Here is a 17208-nt window from a genome sequence, read left to right as displayed (position 1 = left end):
TTTTAATATATAAAAACCAATGAATATTATAAATATTCATTGGTTTTTTTGTTTTAGAAGTAAACCAAAATCTATAAAATTGTTTAATGGGTTTTGGCAATTTTTTCTTCTTTATCAATTATATAAAGTTAACTTTGTAACTCACAAAAATAAAATATTTATACTACCTTGAAGCTTTAGCCCTGATAGTAGCGGTATCCTTTTTTGTGGATTTTTCTTCCACAAAAAGATATAGCGGATAGCAGGAAACAGCTCCTAAAAAATAAAATTTATAATGAAAAACGTATTTAAGATTCTCTTAGTTTCACTTTTATTTATTGGATGTCAACAAAAAATAGAACCCGCAGATGTTGCTAAACTAAATGGGTATTGGGAAATTGAAAAAGTAGTTTTTGATAAAGGTGAAGATAGGGATTACGGGATGAATGAAAGCTATGATTTTTTTAAAATTGGAGCTGATAATAGTGGAATCCGTCAGAAAGTAATGCCGCAATTAGACGGAACTTTTTTAACAAACGATTTACACGAAAAAGTAAAAGTTAGGTTTAAAGACGGTAAAGCTTTCTTAGATTATTCGACTCCTTATACAAAATGGACGGAAGAATTAATCACCTTAACAGACGAGAAATTAGTGCTGCTTAACGCTGAGAAAAAAGAATATCACTATAAAAAGGCAGGACCAATTAATATCACAGACAATGGCAAAAAGACTAAATAATCAGAGTACTGTTGGGGATATTTTGCAAAGGATTATCCAAGTAAATAAGCTCCAACCCGGAATGGATCAGATCGATGTAAAAGAGGCATGGAGGCAACTGATGGGGAATGGAGTGAATAGTTATACCCGAAATGTAGTTTTAAAAGGAAGTACGCTTTATGTTGAGCTTACATCGTCTGTTTTAAGAGAAGAACTAACTCATGGAAAATCTAAAATCATTACAATGATAAATGAAGAATTGCGTAGAGATGTAGTTCGGGATGTAGTTTTGCGTTAAAAATAAAAGTTTCTAAAAATGATAAGTATAAAATCTAAGTTTAATTCACTCCCAATTTTTATTGCTACTTTTTTAACTGTTTTACCACTTTTGGTTATTTATTTAAGTTCTACTTCTCCTGTAGCTGGAATGCTTTTACCTATTTTACTACTACTATTTGTCATCTTTTTTTGGATGACGATGTTTAGAACAAGAGCACATAAGTTAACTATTGATGATAGATATATTATTGTTAATCGTTATTTTGGATTAGGGAAGTCTATAACGTATGAAATTAATGGTTTAGATGGTTTTATAGTTCTTTTTGAGGTTGGAAAGCTAGGTATTTCGGAGACTCTTTTTATACTTGAAAATGGAAAAAGAATAGCTAGTATATCTACTTTTTATCAAAGCAATTTTGATGAATTAAAACAAGTTTTAAGAGAAAAGATACGTGATTTAGGAGAGAAGGAATATAACTCTAAAGAGGAAAGTGCAGAAATGCTGAAATAAACAAAACCCGCTTCATTGAAGCGGGTTTTGTTTTTAAAATAACAAGGTTAGTAATTTCCAACCCAAAATAAATTAGATTGATGTAAAAATACCTAGATGAATTTTGGCTATTAGAGTTTTATTTAAAAATATAATTAGCGTTTCTATATTGGATATAGATTTTTTATGATACATTTGAATTGTAAGTATTTTTTTAATAATTAAAAACAATCAAATAGAAAAAATGAAGAAGGTATTATTTATTTTAACCGTATTATTTGCTTTAAATAGCTATTCACAAAAGAAAAAAGTTGCTGTTGTTGGTTTTTACACAGACAAAATAATTGATCTTTCAGATTTTGGGCTTAATAGTTTGGCAGCAATAGCTGATTTAGGAAATAATCCAAACTTTAATCTTAGTCCTCTTTTAGAGAAATACCATAATGCTTTTTTTAATGTTTATTCTAAACAATTTCCTTTTGATTTACTTCCAGAAAATGAAGTGATTCAAAAACAAGAGTACATTAATTTTTCTCCTAAATATGCTAAAGATGAAGTAGGAGAGAAAACTATAATAAATTACCCAGGATACAAATATATTTATGAAGGACCGGCTGGTCAGTCAAATGAAGTAGGAACAGCTACTATTTTTAAAGAAATTGCAGATGGTGTTTTATTTACAGAAATACACTTTTCTTTGGTAAAGGGATTTGCAGTTGGGGGAACAGGAACTGTTAAAATGAAAGCTTATACTAGAATTTCGTTGTATGACAAAACTGGAAAGAAAGTATTTGCTATCAACGAAGGGTCAAACTCTAAAAAAACGGGTGTTATAGTAGGTGGAATTCCTGTTTTGACTCCTGAAAAAGTGCTGCCTATGTGCGAAAGTGCCTTAGACGAGTTGCTAAAAGACTTAGACCAAAAAATGGGCAAAATAATTAAAAAGACAGCTGCTAATTTTTAATGATTTTATAAGCAAAAAGAGAAAACCCGCTTCATTGAAACGGGTTTTCTCTTTAGGGAATCTAGGAATCTAAGTAGTCTAAAAATCTAACTATCTAAGAGGTCTAAATTAAAATTGCTCTCTTCCAGCAAAATGGAATGCACCTTCGATAGCAGCATTTTCGTCGCTATCAGAACCGTGAACTGCATTTTCTCCGATAGAAGTTGCGTATGCTTTACGAATTGTTCCTTCAGCAGCTTCAGCAGGGTTTGTAGCTCCGATTAAAGTTCTGAAATCTTCAACAGCGTTGTCTTTTTCTAAAATTGCAGCAACAATTGGTCCACGAGACATGAATTCTACTAATTCTCCGTAGAAAGGTCTTGCAGCGTGAACAGCATAAAATGCTTGAGCATCAGCTACAGTTAATTGAGTTAATTTTAATGAAACGATTTTAAATCCTCCATTAGTAATCATTGCTAAGATATTTCCGATGTGTCCGTTTTGAACTGCATCTGGCTTAATCATTGTAAAAGTTCTATTTGTTGCCATTTTTGTTTTTATTAAATTTTGTGCAAAAATAGACTTTTTTTATGAATTGAATTTAATAAATTCATAATTAAAACTGCACAGGTTGCCTTTATGATAATTGATATTTGATAGATGCCTATTGGTAGAGACGCACCGTAGTGCGTCTAACATATTGTAAAGGAAAAATTAAACCTTAAAAATAAGTTTGTTCTTGTAGAAAATCCATAAAATGAAGGTCCAGATTCCCACATATACTAATGCCCCAGCTAAGGAAGCCGACATTGGATTACTGAAAAATGGCGCAATCCCAAAGCTGTATAAATAGTTTAAAAGATTGATTTGCTCTCCTGGACTATGCGGGTTTTCAAACTGTATCATTACTAATCCTTGTGGGATTATTTGCGAAAAGAAAAATACAATCATAGGGTTTACCCCCCAAATTAAGAATAGTTTAATTCCTTTTTTTAAGTTTAAAATATCAATGAGGTAATATAATAGTGCCAGACAAGTAGTTGCTAATCCTGCTGTATATAATGTGTAAGTACTAGTCCAGAGTGATTTGTTTATAGGGAAAACTATACTCCAGATTTGAGCAACTATAATTAATGCAATTCCTGCGATTGCCATTTTTTTTGCAATTTCTATTTTTGGAATAGAACGATGCAATAACTGACCTATAAGTAATCCGATAATTCCGGTTCCGATGGACGGAATGGTGCTTAATATACCTTCAGGATCCCAAGTTATGGTTCCGCGATACATATGTCCTTTTAATAAGATACCATCTAACCAAGAAGCAAGATTGGTTCCTTTATCAAAATTTGCATCACCGATTCCAGGAACAGGTATTAAAGCCATCATTGCCCAATAGGCTAATAATAAGACTGCAGCAACTATTATTTGTGTTCTTTGGTTTGATTTTAAGTATAAAAGTGATACTACAAAATATACGATAGCAATACGTTGTAATACTCCAGGTAAGCGTACGTCTTGATAAGCTTCGATGCCGCTATAAGCTAAAAAGAGATATATAAATAGGATTGAAAAGGCAAGAATGTTTTTGACTTTAGAACTAAAATTTCCCATTAAGGCATAGCCTACCGCAATAGTTATAATTAATCGACCTATAAGTAATGGAATTCCGTCGAGTCCAAAAAGTTGTATTTTGGCAAAAAAGTTAAAGAAGATTCCTAAGCAAAACATCCTTAAAGAGCGTACCAGTATTTTATTGAATGTGGTACTGTCGAAAGTTTTTGTAGGCATTGCAAATGAAACAGCTACTCCCATAATGAAGATGAAAAATGGGAAAACTAAATCGGTTAGTGTGCAGCCATGCCATTCAGAGTGTAGTAGAGGAGGATAAACAGCGTTCCAGCTTCCGGGATTATTGACGATTGTCATTAATAAAATAGTTAATCCTCTGAAGACATCTAGTGAAATCAAGCGCTCTCTGGTCATAATGTTTTGGTAATAGGTTAGTTCTTGTTTTTTAAAGTTAATAATTTGGTTTAGAGCGTAATAATTTCAGAAGTAAGTGGTTATTTGTTTCCTATGATTATTACTTTTATTTTTTTGCCACAGATTTAAAAGATTTTACGGATTTCTGAGTACTCAAAAAATCATTTTAATTCTATCTAACTCTTTGCGAAAGGAATGCGGATCATGCGGATTCGCTAAGGCGAAAACACAGATTAAACGGATTTTTTTTATTATTTTAAAATCCGTTTAATCTGCGGCTTTACTTTCGTAAATCAGTATCATCCGCGTTCCTTTATAGACAATTTAAGTTAGCAATGTCAAAGTCCTAAAACAGACTTTCTTTAAATTTATGGCTTTTATTTTTTAATGAACTACAAGTATAGTGATTTATATAGTAATAACATTAAAATTAGATTCTAATGGCTTTAATTCTTTAATAAGAAGTGGGATTAATTCCTCTCCTTTTTCCAGATAAAATTCTGAAAAGTTTGCTTGACGTTCTTGTAAACTTTTATTAGGAAACAATTCGTTTTGCAAATCGATAATACGTTGCAAAATGTCATTTAGTTTTCTTTTTTGAGCTTTTAAAAGTCTTTTTTCTAGGTTTTCAAGCCCTTTTATTTGTTTAACTTCTTGCGCTTTTACAGCTCCAGTAAATGATTTATCAGTTTGATTTGCTAATTCATAAAGATATTCGAATTGCTTATGCAAAAGTTCTTTTTGTGGCGTTAAATCAATTGAAAACGGGGATAATTCTCTAGTACTTTTATTGATTAAATGGTCTTGTTTTGAGAATAAATCACTCCATGATAACTTTAATTGATCTGCTTTTTTTGCTTGTTTTTCGGTAGTTAAAAGCACAGAGTTTCTAATTAAAAGCATCGGGAAAGTTATCTTTACAGTATCAAAGAATGATTTTAATTCTAACCAATAAGCGATTTCTCCGCCTCCGCCGATGTAGCATAAATTTGGTAAGATAATTTCCTGATATAACGGACGCATAATCACGTTTGGACTAAATTTTTCAGGATTACTGTCTAGTAAATCAAAGATTTCTTTTCCTGAAAATTCAATTCGGGTATTATTAACTTTATATTTTCCGTTTTCAAAAATGATGCGTTCGCGTAAATTATCTTCAATATAAAATAAATTGATTTCGCGTGGATTCACCTGAACCGTATAATCTTTCAGCTTTTCGATAGTTTCCTGAACAGCTTTGTATGAAGTTTGAGATTCTAATTCTTCTTTTATGTATGGAATAAAAGCACGTTTTAAATTGGCATTATCAGCATCTAGAATTACTAAACCCTGTGACGCAAATAAACTATTGGCAAGATAACGGGTTGCATCTGCCAGATTATCATGTTTTAAATAGGCATCTTTAAATATTTTTTTCAAAACATTGGCATTGATGCTTGAACCTAATTCTAAAGCATATATTTCGAAAAAATCTTCAAGTCCTTTAGTCGATAATCTTCCAACAGGTCCAGTGCTTTCGGCATTCCATCGGAACTTTTTACCTTTAAAATTAAAATAATTGATTTCTTCGAAGTCATGATCTTCAGTTGCCATCCAATAAATGGGAACAAAGTTATGCGATGGGTATTTTGATTTTAATTCGTTGGTAAGATTTATGGTTGAGATGATTTTATATAAAAAATATAATGGGCCACTAAATAAATTTAGTTGATGTCCTGTAGTAACCGTAAATGTATTTGGGAGCGCTAAGGCTTTGATATTTTGTTTGGTGGAATCCGAAAGTTCAATTTCAGCATATTGTTCTTTTAAGACAGAAACTAAGGGGATTCTATTGTTATTATCGAAATTTTGTTGTTTTTCGATAATTTGTTTTTCAAAATTTTCCAGAGTTGGAAAATTATTATATAATGGTTTTAAATCTGATTTTTGTTCTAAATAATCATGTATCAATGTTGAGAAATATCCTGAGTTTTGGTAGCTGATACAGTCGGTTGGCATAAGTGTTGATTTTTTTTGATAGCTGTAAATTTAATCAAAATTTATACTTAAAATTGGATTTAACTATTGCTTATGATTTGATTTTTCAAAATCGATTTAAGCAACTGTAAATCAGTACATTGCTCAAATTGAAAGAAAATACTTGTTTTTTAATTTGTTTGAAAAATAATTCACAGATTTTGAATGAGTTGATTGGTTTTTTAGGTTTGTGAGATCTATATTTTTTTAAAACTAATTTCCTGAAAAAGCTGAATTTAATATTTGTTATTTTCAAAAAATAGAATCAATTTTATATTCTATTTTCAAAAAACTATATTTCCGCCATTTGCTGCATCATACCAAGTCACATTACTTTCGTTTGTAACTAAATCGGAAACCAAAGCATTTGATGCTAAACAGAATTCTTGTGTCGCACTTCCTGTTGGTGTTCCTGCATCAGAAACTGTTACCATTACTGGCATTCCTGTAGTTGTTTCACATGCATTATCTCCTTTAACTGTTACATAATATGTAGTTGTAACTAAAGGATTTGTATTATAAGTTGCATCAATAGCCAAAACATTTGTTAAGGCAGCATCGCTGTACCAAGTAAATACAGGATTAATTACCGTAGCACTACTTACAGTTAATATTGCTGTTTCTCCCATACAAATATTCTGATCTGCAATTTTATTCATTGTTCCTTCTGGATTTACTTCAATAGTAAATACAACTGGAGTACCAGCGCAGCCTGCCGCAGTGGGAGTTACTGTTATTGTAGCAATTTCGGATGAGTCACCTGTGTTAATTGCTGTAAAAGCAGGTATATTTCCTGTACCAACAGTAGCTAAACCAATTCTCGGATTATCATTTGTCCAGCTATATGTAGTTCCCGTTATGTTACTATCAAAATTAATTTCTGAAACGATATTATCGTTGCAAACCTTTATATCGGCTGGTTTAGTCAGGACTATAATAGGATTTACGGTAATTGTAAAGGTAAATGGTCCTGCACCACAATAAGTTCCAATAGGATATACAGTTACAGTTGCCGTTACAGGTTGTGTTCCTGTGTTAATCGCTGTAAAAGAAGGCATATTAGGACTCGAAATCCAATTATCTTCCAGACCAATACTCCAATCATCAACGCTCCAAACATATAAAGTTCCAGCAGAATTACTATAAAAATTAATTTCTGGAAAAACACATTGATTACCTGTCATTTGCGGTGTTGGTGGTGTTACTACCAGAGCTGGATGTACCGTTACATGTACTTCTTTGGCTGTACCTGGTAAATTTTCGCACGCATTATCTCCTTTTACTGTAACATAATATATTTTATCGGCTATTAATTCTGGTGTTGTAAAACTAGCTCCAATACCTAAAACATCAGTTAAATCAGCATCACTATACCAAGTAAATATAGGATTAGTGATAGTTGTACTATCTGCATCTAATGTTGCTGTATTATCTGAACAAGTATTTGCAGTATCGGCAATAATATCCATTGCTGTTGCCGAAGGATTAAGCGTTACAGCTACTGCTCTGGCTTCAGTTGGAATGCTCTCGCAAACATCGACATTTTGTACCGTAACATAATAGGTTGTATCTGCTGTTAATACAGGTGTAGTAAAATCCGCATCTGTACTTAAAACATTGGTTAAACCAGCATCACTATACCATGTAAATAAAGGATTTGTAATTGTAGTACTTGTGGCTTGCAACGTAGTTGTTTCTCCTGAACAAATAGTTTTGTCTGTTGCTAAAACATCTGCAAGAACTGCCCTGTTTTTTACTTTTACCTCTATCACATCAGTAACAACACAACCAGAACGAGTTGTCACTTTTACTGAATATTGTCCAGCTTGTGGATTAGTAAGTACTAAAGAACTTCCTGTTTGAGTAGTTCCGTCGGGTAGTTTCCATTCGGCATTTGTTATTGGCCCTATTGATTTAAGAGATAAATTCAATGCATCTGAATCACATAAATCACTAGTTCCTGTAATTACACTTCCTATGTTGCTTAAATAATCCATTTTAAAATTAGTCTCTAATGCTGTCGGATAACAAGCCGTTTCAACCTTTACCATATAATCTCCTGCTGTAAGATTAGGAAAATCAGATGAGCTCTGTCCTGTAGCTGGATAATTAGCATCAGAAGCTTTTTTTAAGTAATATACTGGTGACGTGGCATTTTTTACCACAACACTTAAGGTACCAGTTGTAGACCCTGTGCAAATTGCGCCTCCAGAACCATTCATATCAAATACTGGAAATTCTGACTTAACATCTACTTTTAATGGTCCAGCATACACATTAGTCAGATCACGAGTCTCTACTAGGTTTATGTTGTAAAGTCCTGCAATATCTCCTCTAAAAGTTGCTGTAATTACAGGAGAAACCTCCATTCTCCAACCATTATTCATATCATTAGTATGAGTATAACCTACCGGCCCATCAATTACTTTAAATCCTATAACAGGCGCTTTAAATACATCTTCGAAAACATTAGTTGGGTATGGTCTTAATGTTCCTCTATAAGCAAGTTTATAATCGAAAAGCTTTATATAACGATCGCACGCTACAGGATCGGGCGTAATTCTAGAAGTTACTGAGATACTATCTATTACTCTATCAAGTGTAATAGGAAACGTTTTATCATAACATGTCGCTGCAGATGTTACACGAACAGAATAATCGCCTAACACAAGATTATCTGATAATAATGTACCGACAAAAATATCTGATTTAGTAACCGTTTTTTCCATATAAAATCCGTTCGGACCTGTAATAGCCGCTGTATATGGCTTTGGCAGAGCATAATCTCTGATACCTATTTGGCTTCTGCCGAAATTTTTAAAATCGGCCATACTACCTAATTCAATAGGCAATTCGTCCTGATTAGCAGGTCGGAATTTTATAGGATCAATAAATATCTCATTTATTGAATTCAATCTTACGTTTTGCCCTCTTGTAATATTTACATAAGAAAACTTATTTAATTCGCTTCCTATTCCATCAGTAATTTTTAAATTATAAGTATTTCCAAGAGCTAAAAAGGCTTCAAACTCGTTTTGACCTCCTGTTAAGTCAAATTGTTGTGGAGGCACTGCTCCATTTTTTTCGGTAATGGTTAAAATAAGCGGATAACAATTACCTGAAAATTGGGATAATCTTGATAACCTAACATATCCTGTTGGGACACAAAGTGTATTAGCGGGATCGTCGGCTACATAAAATGTTATTGCTTCATTTTCAATGGGTTTAGGTAAAAAATTCTGATTTCTTGAGGATAAATTATAAACGGTAGACTTTTCTACCCCGCAAACACTTACCCACAAAGTCATTGGTTTCCAGTTTTTTACATCTGTCGAAAGGGGTTGTTTATATGCCCTAAGTTCATTGAAAGTCATGTAGGCTGTTTTTATACCATCGTATTCAACAGCATACATTGGCGTAATTCCTGGAGCCAGACCTATTGGGAATACATCGTTACCTCTAACTATAGGAAACCCCGCTAAATTATTGAAATCAAAATAAGCATTGGTAACAGGATCACATGGAGTTCCTGCACCGTTGTTATTCTCAACTTTTAAACCATCCTCCCAGCGCAAAGGGGCAGAAACAGTAAAATCATAAACAATATTTGGCGCAATAACATGAGGACTAAGGCTGTTTACCACCGTACCACAATTATCTTTTACTCTTATCTTATAAGTTCCTGCCGGCATACCTGAGAAACTCTGGCTGCCATTAGAAACAGCCTCTCTTACCACAACATCATTAGTGTCTAATACTGTAATGGTATAGGGCGCTGCACCTCCACTTGGTGTAACTCCCATTAATCCTCCAGGATTTGTATCTGTGCCACAATAAGCAAATCGGCTAGAATAAACATTACTTATGGTTAATGTTTTTTCTGGTCCGTTATTAGGTACAACAACCTGTTTTGTAATAGGAGTTGTACCATTATTATCATCATACACGCCTACGGTATAAGTGCCCGGAGCCAAGTTTAGAAAAACAGGATTATCTTGCGGAATTCCTATTACAGATCTTATTGATATTCCTGAATAATTTACCAATTCGTATTGTACGTGTCCTACCTCATTGGAAACTGTTACGGTAATTGAACCATCGTTTACACAAAATACAGGTGTTGCCACAGCTGTAAAATCGAGCCCTTGCGCGGCAGCAATCAATGGTAGAAAGACAAAAAAGTGTATTAGTAATTTTATATTTTTCATAATTTATTTTTTATTTGTTTTTGGTAAATAGGATTGCTCTTATGAGTTCCCTCTTAGATCTATTATTCTCCAACTACAAATTCTTTATTTAATCCTTTCTGTAACAAAGGATTGTTTCTGGTGCATTCTAATTTTTAATTATTGTATTAATTAGAAGTAACATTGAGAAAGAATTTTAGCTCTGCTCGCATTTCTGATTTTACTTTGGAAGGATCAAACAATAGAATATCATCTATCATTTCTAACTTTGATTTTATTTCTTTATTAAATGTGGAAACAATCAAAGGGATTCCTCTTTGATAAATTCGAATGAGATCATATAATTCTTTATCCGAATTAACAACAAACAACATAATGGTATAATGCTCGATTATGTTGTCGAATTTTTTGAAGTTTTTATAGACATCAAATGCAAAATCTTTTTTAAACTCATATTTTAAAAATCTCGAGAAACAATGCTGACTATCATATACAAGTACTTTTTTCTTTTTCATATTGTATCTATTTTAAATTTTTAAATTTGGCAGAAGCCCAGCTCACTCTTTTTTTGACCGCCAAAAAGAATGAGCTTTATTTTATCAGATAAAATAACTTCTTGATGTTTTACAGGCTTTACATGGCTGTAATTATAAACTCGCTTCTTCTGTTTTGCTGATGCTCTTCTTCAGAACATGCTACACCATCGGCGCATTTATTAACTAGCTGATTTTCTCCATATCCTTTGGCTGTTAATCTGTTTTTGGCAATGCCCGATTTTACCATAAAATCCAGAGTAGACTGTGCTCTTTTTTGCGATAACATAAGGTTGTAAGATTTAGAAGCACGACTATCTGTATGCGAAGTAATTTGCAGTTTCATAGTAGGATACTGATTTAAAACTGCTATAACTTTACTAATATCTAAAGCTGCGTCTGGGCGAATATCAGATTTATCTAAATCGAAATATATTCTCTCGATGGCAAATATTTTAGCTAAATCTGTTCCCGGAGTTAGTTTCTTGATGTTCTTTTCTAAAGCAATCTTTACATCTATTTTTCCGTTTTCTGATGTTATATATTGCTTTTGTTCTTCAGTAAGATATTCGTCTTTTGAAACTCGTATATAATAAGTTTTTCCAGATTCGGCTTCGTCATAAATAAACTTTCCATTGTTATCAGTTAAAACTTCTTTTATAACATTCCTGTTTTCATCTAATACTATTACTTTGGCTCCAGCCAAAAAACCTTGGGTATCTTTGTCAATAACTGTTCCCGCTATTAATTGATTATATTCAAGTTTTTTAGTTTCGGTAAAACTGTATATATCATCATATCCTTTCCCTCCTTCTCGATTAGAAGAAAAATATCCGGTGTTAGTATTAGTATTGATTATAAAGGCAAAATCATCCATCGGACCATTTATTGGCATACCTACATTATTCGGTTTTTCAAAACTTCCTCGTGGATTCATTTTGGCAACAAAAACATCTAAACCTCCTAATCCCGGATGCCCATTAGAAGAAAAATAAAGTTCATTTTCTGCCGATATAAACGGAAAAGTTTCTTTGCCTTCAGTATTTATAGTATTCCCCAGATTTTCGGGATTTCCGTAACTATCATTTCCATAAATTGCTACTTTGTAAATATCAGATTCTCCTAATGTACCAGGTCTGTTAGACGCAAAGTATAATGTTTTTTCATCTGGACTCAATGCCGGATGTGCTGTACTAAAGTCATCGCTGTTAAAAGGAAGTTCTTTTACATTTACCCATTTATCATTTTCAAGAGTTGCTTTGTATAGCTTTAGCAAAATTGTGCCTTCTGCATTTTTCCCTTTTTTTCCGTTATTGTAATTGTTTCTGGTAAAATATACGGTTTGACCATCTTTTGTAAAGACTGGTGTTGCCTCATTAAATTTAGAATCGATAGTGCTAGAAAAAGGTTGTGGTTTCTCCAGATTATCATTTGCATCTATTTTTGCAGTATATAAAGTAGAAAAAGCCTGATTGTTCCATTTCTGAATATGTTTTGTAACTCCACGTCGCTCGCGTGAACTGGCAAATACGATTTGATCTTTAAAAAACGATGTTCCGTAATCTGACAATTCAGAATTTATTTCAATATTATGTATAGTATATCGTCCTGAATTTTCCTGAATTTTTGCATAATAATCTTTGTTTGATTCATATAATTTTGCTCTTGAATCATTACTGTTTTTTATATTAAATGCATCGAGCATTTTATTGGCATTATCATAATCTCCTACAGATTTAAGTGTTTGAGAATAGCGATAATAATACTCTGGATCTAGTGTTTGCTTAAGCGAAAAAAGCTCGGTATACCAATGATTTGCCTGTGGTAACTCGGCATTGAAATAATAGGCATTCCCTAATTTCTGAAATAAATCGGCTGATTTATAGCCTTTTTTAGCAACATTTTCGTAAATCTTTATAGCATCTATATAAGCTAGTTGCTCATACTCTTTTTCGGCTTTTTTAATTTTATTGTTTTGGGCATAACTTCCCAACCCTGAGATTAAGAATAAGGTGCTTAGTACTATTTTTAGTTTCATAATAATATTTGTTTAGAAGAATCTTGGGCAAGTGATTTTATCGAATTTCTTGAATAACTCGAATCGCAAGAAAACCTCGTGTGAACCTGAATTATAATTGGCTAGTTTTGTTGTTTCGGCATCATAAGCATATCCTATAAATAGTCCGTCGCTTACCTGAAAACCAACTAATGCGCTTAGTGCAGCACTCCAGCGATAGGCAACACCGGCAGTAAATTTTTCGTTAAATAAAAAGTTGGCTGATAAATCGACTTGTAAAGGAGCTCCTTCGGTCATTTTAACCAATGCCGATGGTTTGAATTTTAGATTATAATCTAAATCAAAGACATGTCCTGCCATTAAATAATAATGAACCTGCTCTCTTGCAAAAAATGTCGAAGATCCATCGTAATTTACAGATCCATCAAAATGTTTTGTTTGTAATAATGCTGGTGCCGAAAGTCCTACATAGGTATTATCTGAATATAGGTAAACTCCTGCTCCAACGTTTGGAGAAAATTTATTGATTACATTTTCTTGAAATCTAGAATCTGATGGATCAAAAATATCTAGCTTGGTATAATCGATGTTTACTAAATTGGCGTTCGCTTTTACTCCAAAAGCCAATTTATATCGGTAAGAAACATCTATAGTATAGGATATGTCTGCAGCAAAATTTGTCTCGTCTGATGGTCCTATTCGATCATTAACAAGTGAAAATCCCAGACCTACCTTTGAATTCTCTATAGGTGTATGCAAAGAAAGTGTTCCTGTTTTTGGTGCTCCTTCTAGCCCAACCCACTGTGCGCGATAAAGCCCAAATATACTCATGACATCACGCGAACCTGCATATGCTGGATTTACAATACTAGGATTGTACATATATTGTGTGTATTGCGAATCTTGCTGTGCACTTATGTAATTACAAGTGAACAAAATAAGGATCAATAATTTTATGTTTAGTGTTTTCATTTTAATTATTTTTAAAGAGGTTCATTATTCCCTTCCGTGCTTATCTAAAAAAGCATCTTGCATTTTAATTATCTTGATTTATATATAAGTAACCTGATTTTTCTTTGAACTTCGTTTTTGTATTGTATTTTAGAATATAGAAATAGGTTCCTGTTGGTAAACCTGCACCTCTATTGATCGTTACACGTCCGTCTGAGAATCCTCTAAAAACGCGATCACTTTCGTTATAACCTTTGGTTTCGTAAACCAAAACTCCCCATCTATTATAAATCTCAACACTATTATCAGGGTACTTATCTATACCTTTTATAAGGAAAAAGTCGTTTTTATCATCGCCATTTGGAGATAAAGCGTTGTAAACAATAAGATCTTCTTCTTCTTTTTCTCCTGGAGTTTTAGTTACTCTGGCTAATGTAAAAATGCCGTAATCTGTAACTTTGGCAGTAACCATAGTTTGTGCATCATCTGTTGCTCCGCCTTCCGAAATCCATTTTTTGGTAACATTATCCCATCTTACAATTTGTATTTCTGTACTAGCCATTTCCTGATAGATATAGGAAGGTGTTGTATCTGGATTTAAGGTTAGTGTAAGTACAATATCCGTAAGACCTTTATCTCTGGATATTTCCCAATATTCTTTATTATCAATTAATTGAATATTATCTTGTTTGCTACTATGAGGATAATTAGTATCTGAGTTTTGTAAAAAATAATGTGAGGTATATGTATCTGAATTATCACCTGAGCTTCCGTGTATAGATGGACGATAATAATTTGCATCTCCAACAGGGTATTCAAATGCTGCTGTTCCTATTTTTGTAACTCTACCATCAACAAAACTGTTATTATTTGTATTTGTATGTGTTGCATTACTCTCGAAGATTACTTTTCCGTTGTAACTATCGGCATCTATAATTCCTTTTTGAAAATTAGAATTGCCTGAAACAGAAATATCTGTTGCTAGTAAAAATGGAGTCGATGCATAAGAATTATTGAACGTAACATTTTTAAAACGAGAGTAAACATCAGTTGAAGGTATTTCTCCATCTATAATTTGTTCTTCCTGTCCTGTAAAATAAGTTGTTCCTTGTTGTGAAGGCGTAAAACTTACCTTACCATCATTGGTCCAATGATTAAAAATATGTACTTGTCCGTCATTAATAAACTCTCCTGTAGCAGCATTTTTAAAATCAAAATGTACTGAAACTAAAGTTCCAGAAGTAACTTTAATTTGATCGGGGTTTAATAATTGTGCCTGCAAATTAAAGTCCGGATAGCAAACGACAACAATTAGCGTCGTTACTTTTTTTATAAATGGGAATATATTTTTCATAAAAATTGAATTTACTGCCTGTATGCAGATTAGAAATGAATGTAGCTTTTTATCGATGCTTTGTTCTTGTAGCTGTAAAGCCCAATGTTTATAATACAAAGTGACAAAAATTAGAAGCCTAATAACGTCCAAAAAACACCATATTAAGGTATTTCTGTTCTTGTAAACTCAGGTAAACCAAGTGGTTTTACATTAAAAATCAGTAGTTTAATAAAGTGCCGATTTTAGACTTATAAAAAGAGTACAGTCTTTAATAAAGACTGTACTCACATTTAATTATTTTTTTGCTATAATTTCTTGCACCAATTTTTTAAGAGTTTCTAATTCTTCTTGTTGCTCTTTTTGATTTTTTTGAAGTGACAAGATTTCATTTTGTTGCTCTTTTACAGCTTCTACTAATACTGGAATAATTGTAGTATAAGAAACGGAGTAGTATCCTTTGTCATCTACAGTAACTGCTTCTGGCAATACTTTTTCAATATCCTGAGCAATTACTCCTAACTGATGTTTTTGATCAAAACTCATTTCCTTAAATTCATCCGCTTTCCAGTTGTAACCTACCCCATCAATTTTCATTATTTTATCTAATGCATTTGTAATTGGAGCAATGTCTTTTTTGAATCTTCTGTCTGATGATTGCGACCAAGTTGTCGTTCCTCCCGCTGCACCATTTACATAAAATCTAAAAGAAGCATTTGCATCAGCTTGATTAATTGCAAAACTGCTATTTGTTCTATTGTAAACAAACACTCTATTAGTAAAAGAACTTCCTGCTACATGAACTAATTCAAAAATATCATTACCTCTTCCGCCAAGAGAGGCTCCTAAAATCCATCTGTCAAATGCAGCATTTCTAACAAAATTAAGTTCGGCTGGATTGTTATAGTTTCCTGTTGAAAGCCCATTATTAACCTGCAGAACACTACTTCTAGTTATACCTACAACATCTAATGCGGTTTCTGGGTTTAGTTTACCAATACCTACATTACCATTACTAGCAATAGACATACGTTTAGTATTAGCAGTCCAAAAATCTAATCCATACACATTCCCATTTGCTGTAGTAGCTCTATTTGAAGTAATTCCTTCTCCACTAGTAGTAGACCCAAAATACAAACCTGTTCTGACTGTTCCGTTACCTACATTTTCCCCATCGACTTGTAGTGATTTAGAAATTACCGCATTACCTACAACACTCAATTCTTTACTGGGACTATTAGTCCCAATACCTATTCTACCCATTTGATATATATTCTGGGTATTTGAAGTAGCTTCATTTGTTGTACCAGCCACTCTCCAAGGTTCTGGGCCAATTGATGCAGGTGCCCAATTACTTCCACTCCAAGCTAAAACTTGATTTCCTGTTGGTGCCGTAGTGCTTATAGGACGACCTTGCAATTGGTTAGCGTTCCATAAATTTGTAGTGTATAAAGCAGAAATGATATTTTTTGTATTATCAACTACTATTCCTGCACCAGCCGTATAAACTGGCGCTGCATTTCCTGCATCTCCTTTTGGTCCTGTTGCACCAGTTAAACCAATTAGTCCTTGTGCTCCAGTTAAACCTCTTGCGCCTGCTGCTCCAGTTGCTCCAGCATCACCTTTATCTCCTTTTGTTCCAGCAATACCTTGTGCTCCAGTTGCACCAATATCTCCTTTGTCTCCTTTTGCACCTGCAACTCCAGTCGCTCCCGTTAATCCGATAGGTCCTTGTGCTCCTGTCGCTCCAGCATCACCTTTGTCTCCTTTTGTTCC

General features: G+C 33.2%; 13 protein-coding genes. 4 read left to right on the top strand and 9 right to left on the bottom strand.

Features of this window, described 5'->3' with window-relative positions; genetic code table 11:
• Positions 1-274 precede the first annotated feature (274 nt).
• The 4 genes from IW20_RS18725 (at position 275) to IW20_RS18710 (ending at position 2430) form a co-directional block, all read left to right on the top strand.
• Positions 275-718 carry a hypothetical protein gene (locus IW20_RS18725; RefSeq protein WP_035625966.1) on the top strand — a complete coding sequence of 148 codons (444 nt, stop codon included), beginning with the start codon at positions 275-277 and terminating at the stop codon, positions 716-718.
• On the top strand, positions 699-995 hold the full coding sequence (locus IW20_RS18720) for a DUF721 domain-containing protein (RefSeq protein ID WP_035625965.1): 297 nt from the start codon (positions 699-701) through the stop codon (positions 993-995). Before IW20_RS18725 ends, IW20_RS18720 begins: the two co-directional genes overlap by 20 nt.
• Positions 996-1013: 18 nt before the next feature.
• A complete protein-coding gene (locus tag IW20_RS18715) occupies positions 1014-1487 on the top strand; it encodes a hypothetical protein (protein ID WP_035625963.1) in 474 nt (157 codons plus the stop codon).
• Between the two features lie 223 nt (positions 1488-1710).
• Positions 1711-2430: a hypothetical protein gene (locus IW20_RS18710; RefSeq protein ID WP_035625959.1), complete on the top strand. Its 720-nt coding sequence runs from the start codon at positions 1711-1713 to the stop codon at positions 2428-2430.
• Between the two features lie 108 nt (positions 2431-2538).
• Here the strand turns inward: IW20_RS18710 and IW20_RS18705 are convergent, their stop codons facing one another.
• The 9 genes from IW20_RS18705 to IW20_RS26885 all read right to left on the bottom strand — a co-directional run.
• Positions 2539-2958, bottom strand: coding sequence for a nucleoside-diphosphate kinase (locus tag IW20_RS18705; protein ID WP_035625955.1), 420 nt, complete (start codon positions 2956-2958; stop codon positions 2539-2541).
• Between the two features lie 165 nt (positions 2959-3123).
• Positions 3124-4395, bottom strand: coding sequence for an acyltransferase family protein (locus IW20_RS18700; RefSeq protein ID WP_035625952.1), 1272 nt, complete (start codon positions 4393-4395; stop codon positions 3124-3126).
• Positions 4396-4803: 408 nt separating this feature from the next.
• Positions 4804-6393, bottom strand: a complete 1590-nt coding sequence (gene bshC / locus IW20_RS18695; RefSeq protein ID WP_035625949.1) for a bacillithiol biosynthesis cysteine-adding enzyme BshC — start codon at positions 6391-6393, stop codon at positions 4804-4806.
• Positions 6394-6695: 302 nt separating this feature from the next.
• A complete protein-coding gene (locus IW20_RS18690; protein ID WP_035625945.1) occupies positions 6696-10619 on the bottom strand; it encodes an Ig-like domain-containing protein in 3924 nt (1307 codons plus the stop codon).
• Positions 10620-10765: 146 nt separating this feature from the next.
• Positions 10766-11113: a hypothetical protein gene (locus IW20_RS18685; RefSeq protein ID WP_035625943.1), complete on the bottom strand. Its 348-nt coding sequence runs from the start codon at positions 11111-11113 to the stop codon at positions 10766-10768.
• Between the two features lie 118 nt (positions 11114-11231).
• A complete protein-coding gene (locus IW20_RS18680; RefSeq protein ID WP_035625940.1) occupies positions 11232-13169 on the bottom strand; it encodes an OmpA family protein in 1938 nt (645 codons plus the stop codon).
• 12 nt (positions 13170-13181) lie between these two features.
• On the bottom strand, positions 13182-14120 hold the full coding sequence (locus IW20_RS18675; protein ID WP_035625938.1) for a PorP/SprF family type IX secretion system membrane protein: 939 nt from the start codon (positions 14118-14120) through the stop codon (positions 13182-13184).
• Positions 14121-14184: 64 nt separating this feature from the next.
• Positions 14185-15453 carry a gliding motility-associated C-terminal domain-containing protein gene (locus IW20_RS18670; RefSeq protein ID WP_035625936.1) on the bottom strand — a complete coding sequence of 423 codons (1269 nt, stop codon included), beginning with the start codon at positions 15451-15453 and terminating at the stop codon, positions 14185-14187.
• A gap of 276 nt (positions 15454-15729) precedes the next feature.
• Positions 15730-17208: tail fiber domain-containing protein (locus IW20_RS26885; protein ID WP_205625917.1), on the bottom strand; the 1479-nt coding region annotated here is incomplete at its 5' end.

Origin of the sequence: Flavobacterium hydatis, assembly GCF_000737695.1 — a bacterium.
Taxonomy (GTDB): domain Bacteria; phylum Bacteroidota; class Bacteroidia; order Flavobacteriales; family Flavobacteriaceae; genus Flavobacterium; species Flavobacterium hydatis.
Note: the sequence above shows the minus strand (reverse complement) of the source record. Positions and strands in the feature narration are given on the sequence as shown.

Coding starts and splice junctions, on each gene's coding strand:
- IW20_RS18725 (WP_035625966.1), top strand. CDS start 275: ATGAAAAACGTATTTAAGATTCTCTTAGTTTCACTTTTATTTATTGGA.
- IW20_RS18720 (WP_035625965.1), top strand. CDS start 699: ATGGCAAAAAGACTAAATAATCAGAGTACTGTTGGGGATATTTTGCAA.
- IW20_RS18715 (WP_035625963.1), top strand. CDS start 1,014: ATGATAAGTATAAAATCTAAGTTTAATTCACTCCCAATTTTTATTGCT.
- IW20_RS18710 (WP_035625959.1), top strand. CDS start 1,711: ATGAAGAAGGTATTATTTATTTTAACCGTATTATTTGCTTTAAATAGC.
- IW20_RS18705 (WP_035625955.1), bottom strand. CDS start 2,958: ATGGCAACAAATAGAACTTTTACAATGATTAAGCCAGATGCAGTTCAA.
- IW20_RS18700 (WP_035625952.1), bottom strand. CDS start 4,395: ATGACCAGAGAGCGCTTGATTTCACTAGATGTCTTCAGAGGATTAACT.
- bshC (WP_035625949.1), bottom strand. CDS start 6,393: ATGCCAACCGACTGTATCAGCTACCAAAACTCAGGATATTTCTCAACA.
- IW20_RS18690 (WP_035625945.1), bottom strand. CDS start 10,619: ATGAAAAATATAAAATTACTAATACACTTTTTTGTCTTTCTACCATTG.
- IW20_RS18685 (WP_035625943.1), bottom strand. CDS start 11,113: ATGAAAAAGAAAAAAGTACTTGTATATGATAGTCAGCATTGTTTCTCG.
- IW20_RS18680 (WP_035625940.1), bottom strand. CDS start 13,169: ATGAAACTAAAAATAGTACTAAGCACCTTATTCTTAATCTCAGGGTTG.
- IW20_RS18675 (WP_035625938.1), bottom strand. CDS start 14,120: ATGAAAACACTAAACATAAAATTATTGATCCTTATTTTGTTCACTTGT.
- IW20_RS18670 (WP_035625936.1), bottom strand. CDS start 15,453: ATGAAAAATATATTCCCATTTATAAAAAAAGTAACGACGCTAATTGTT.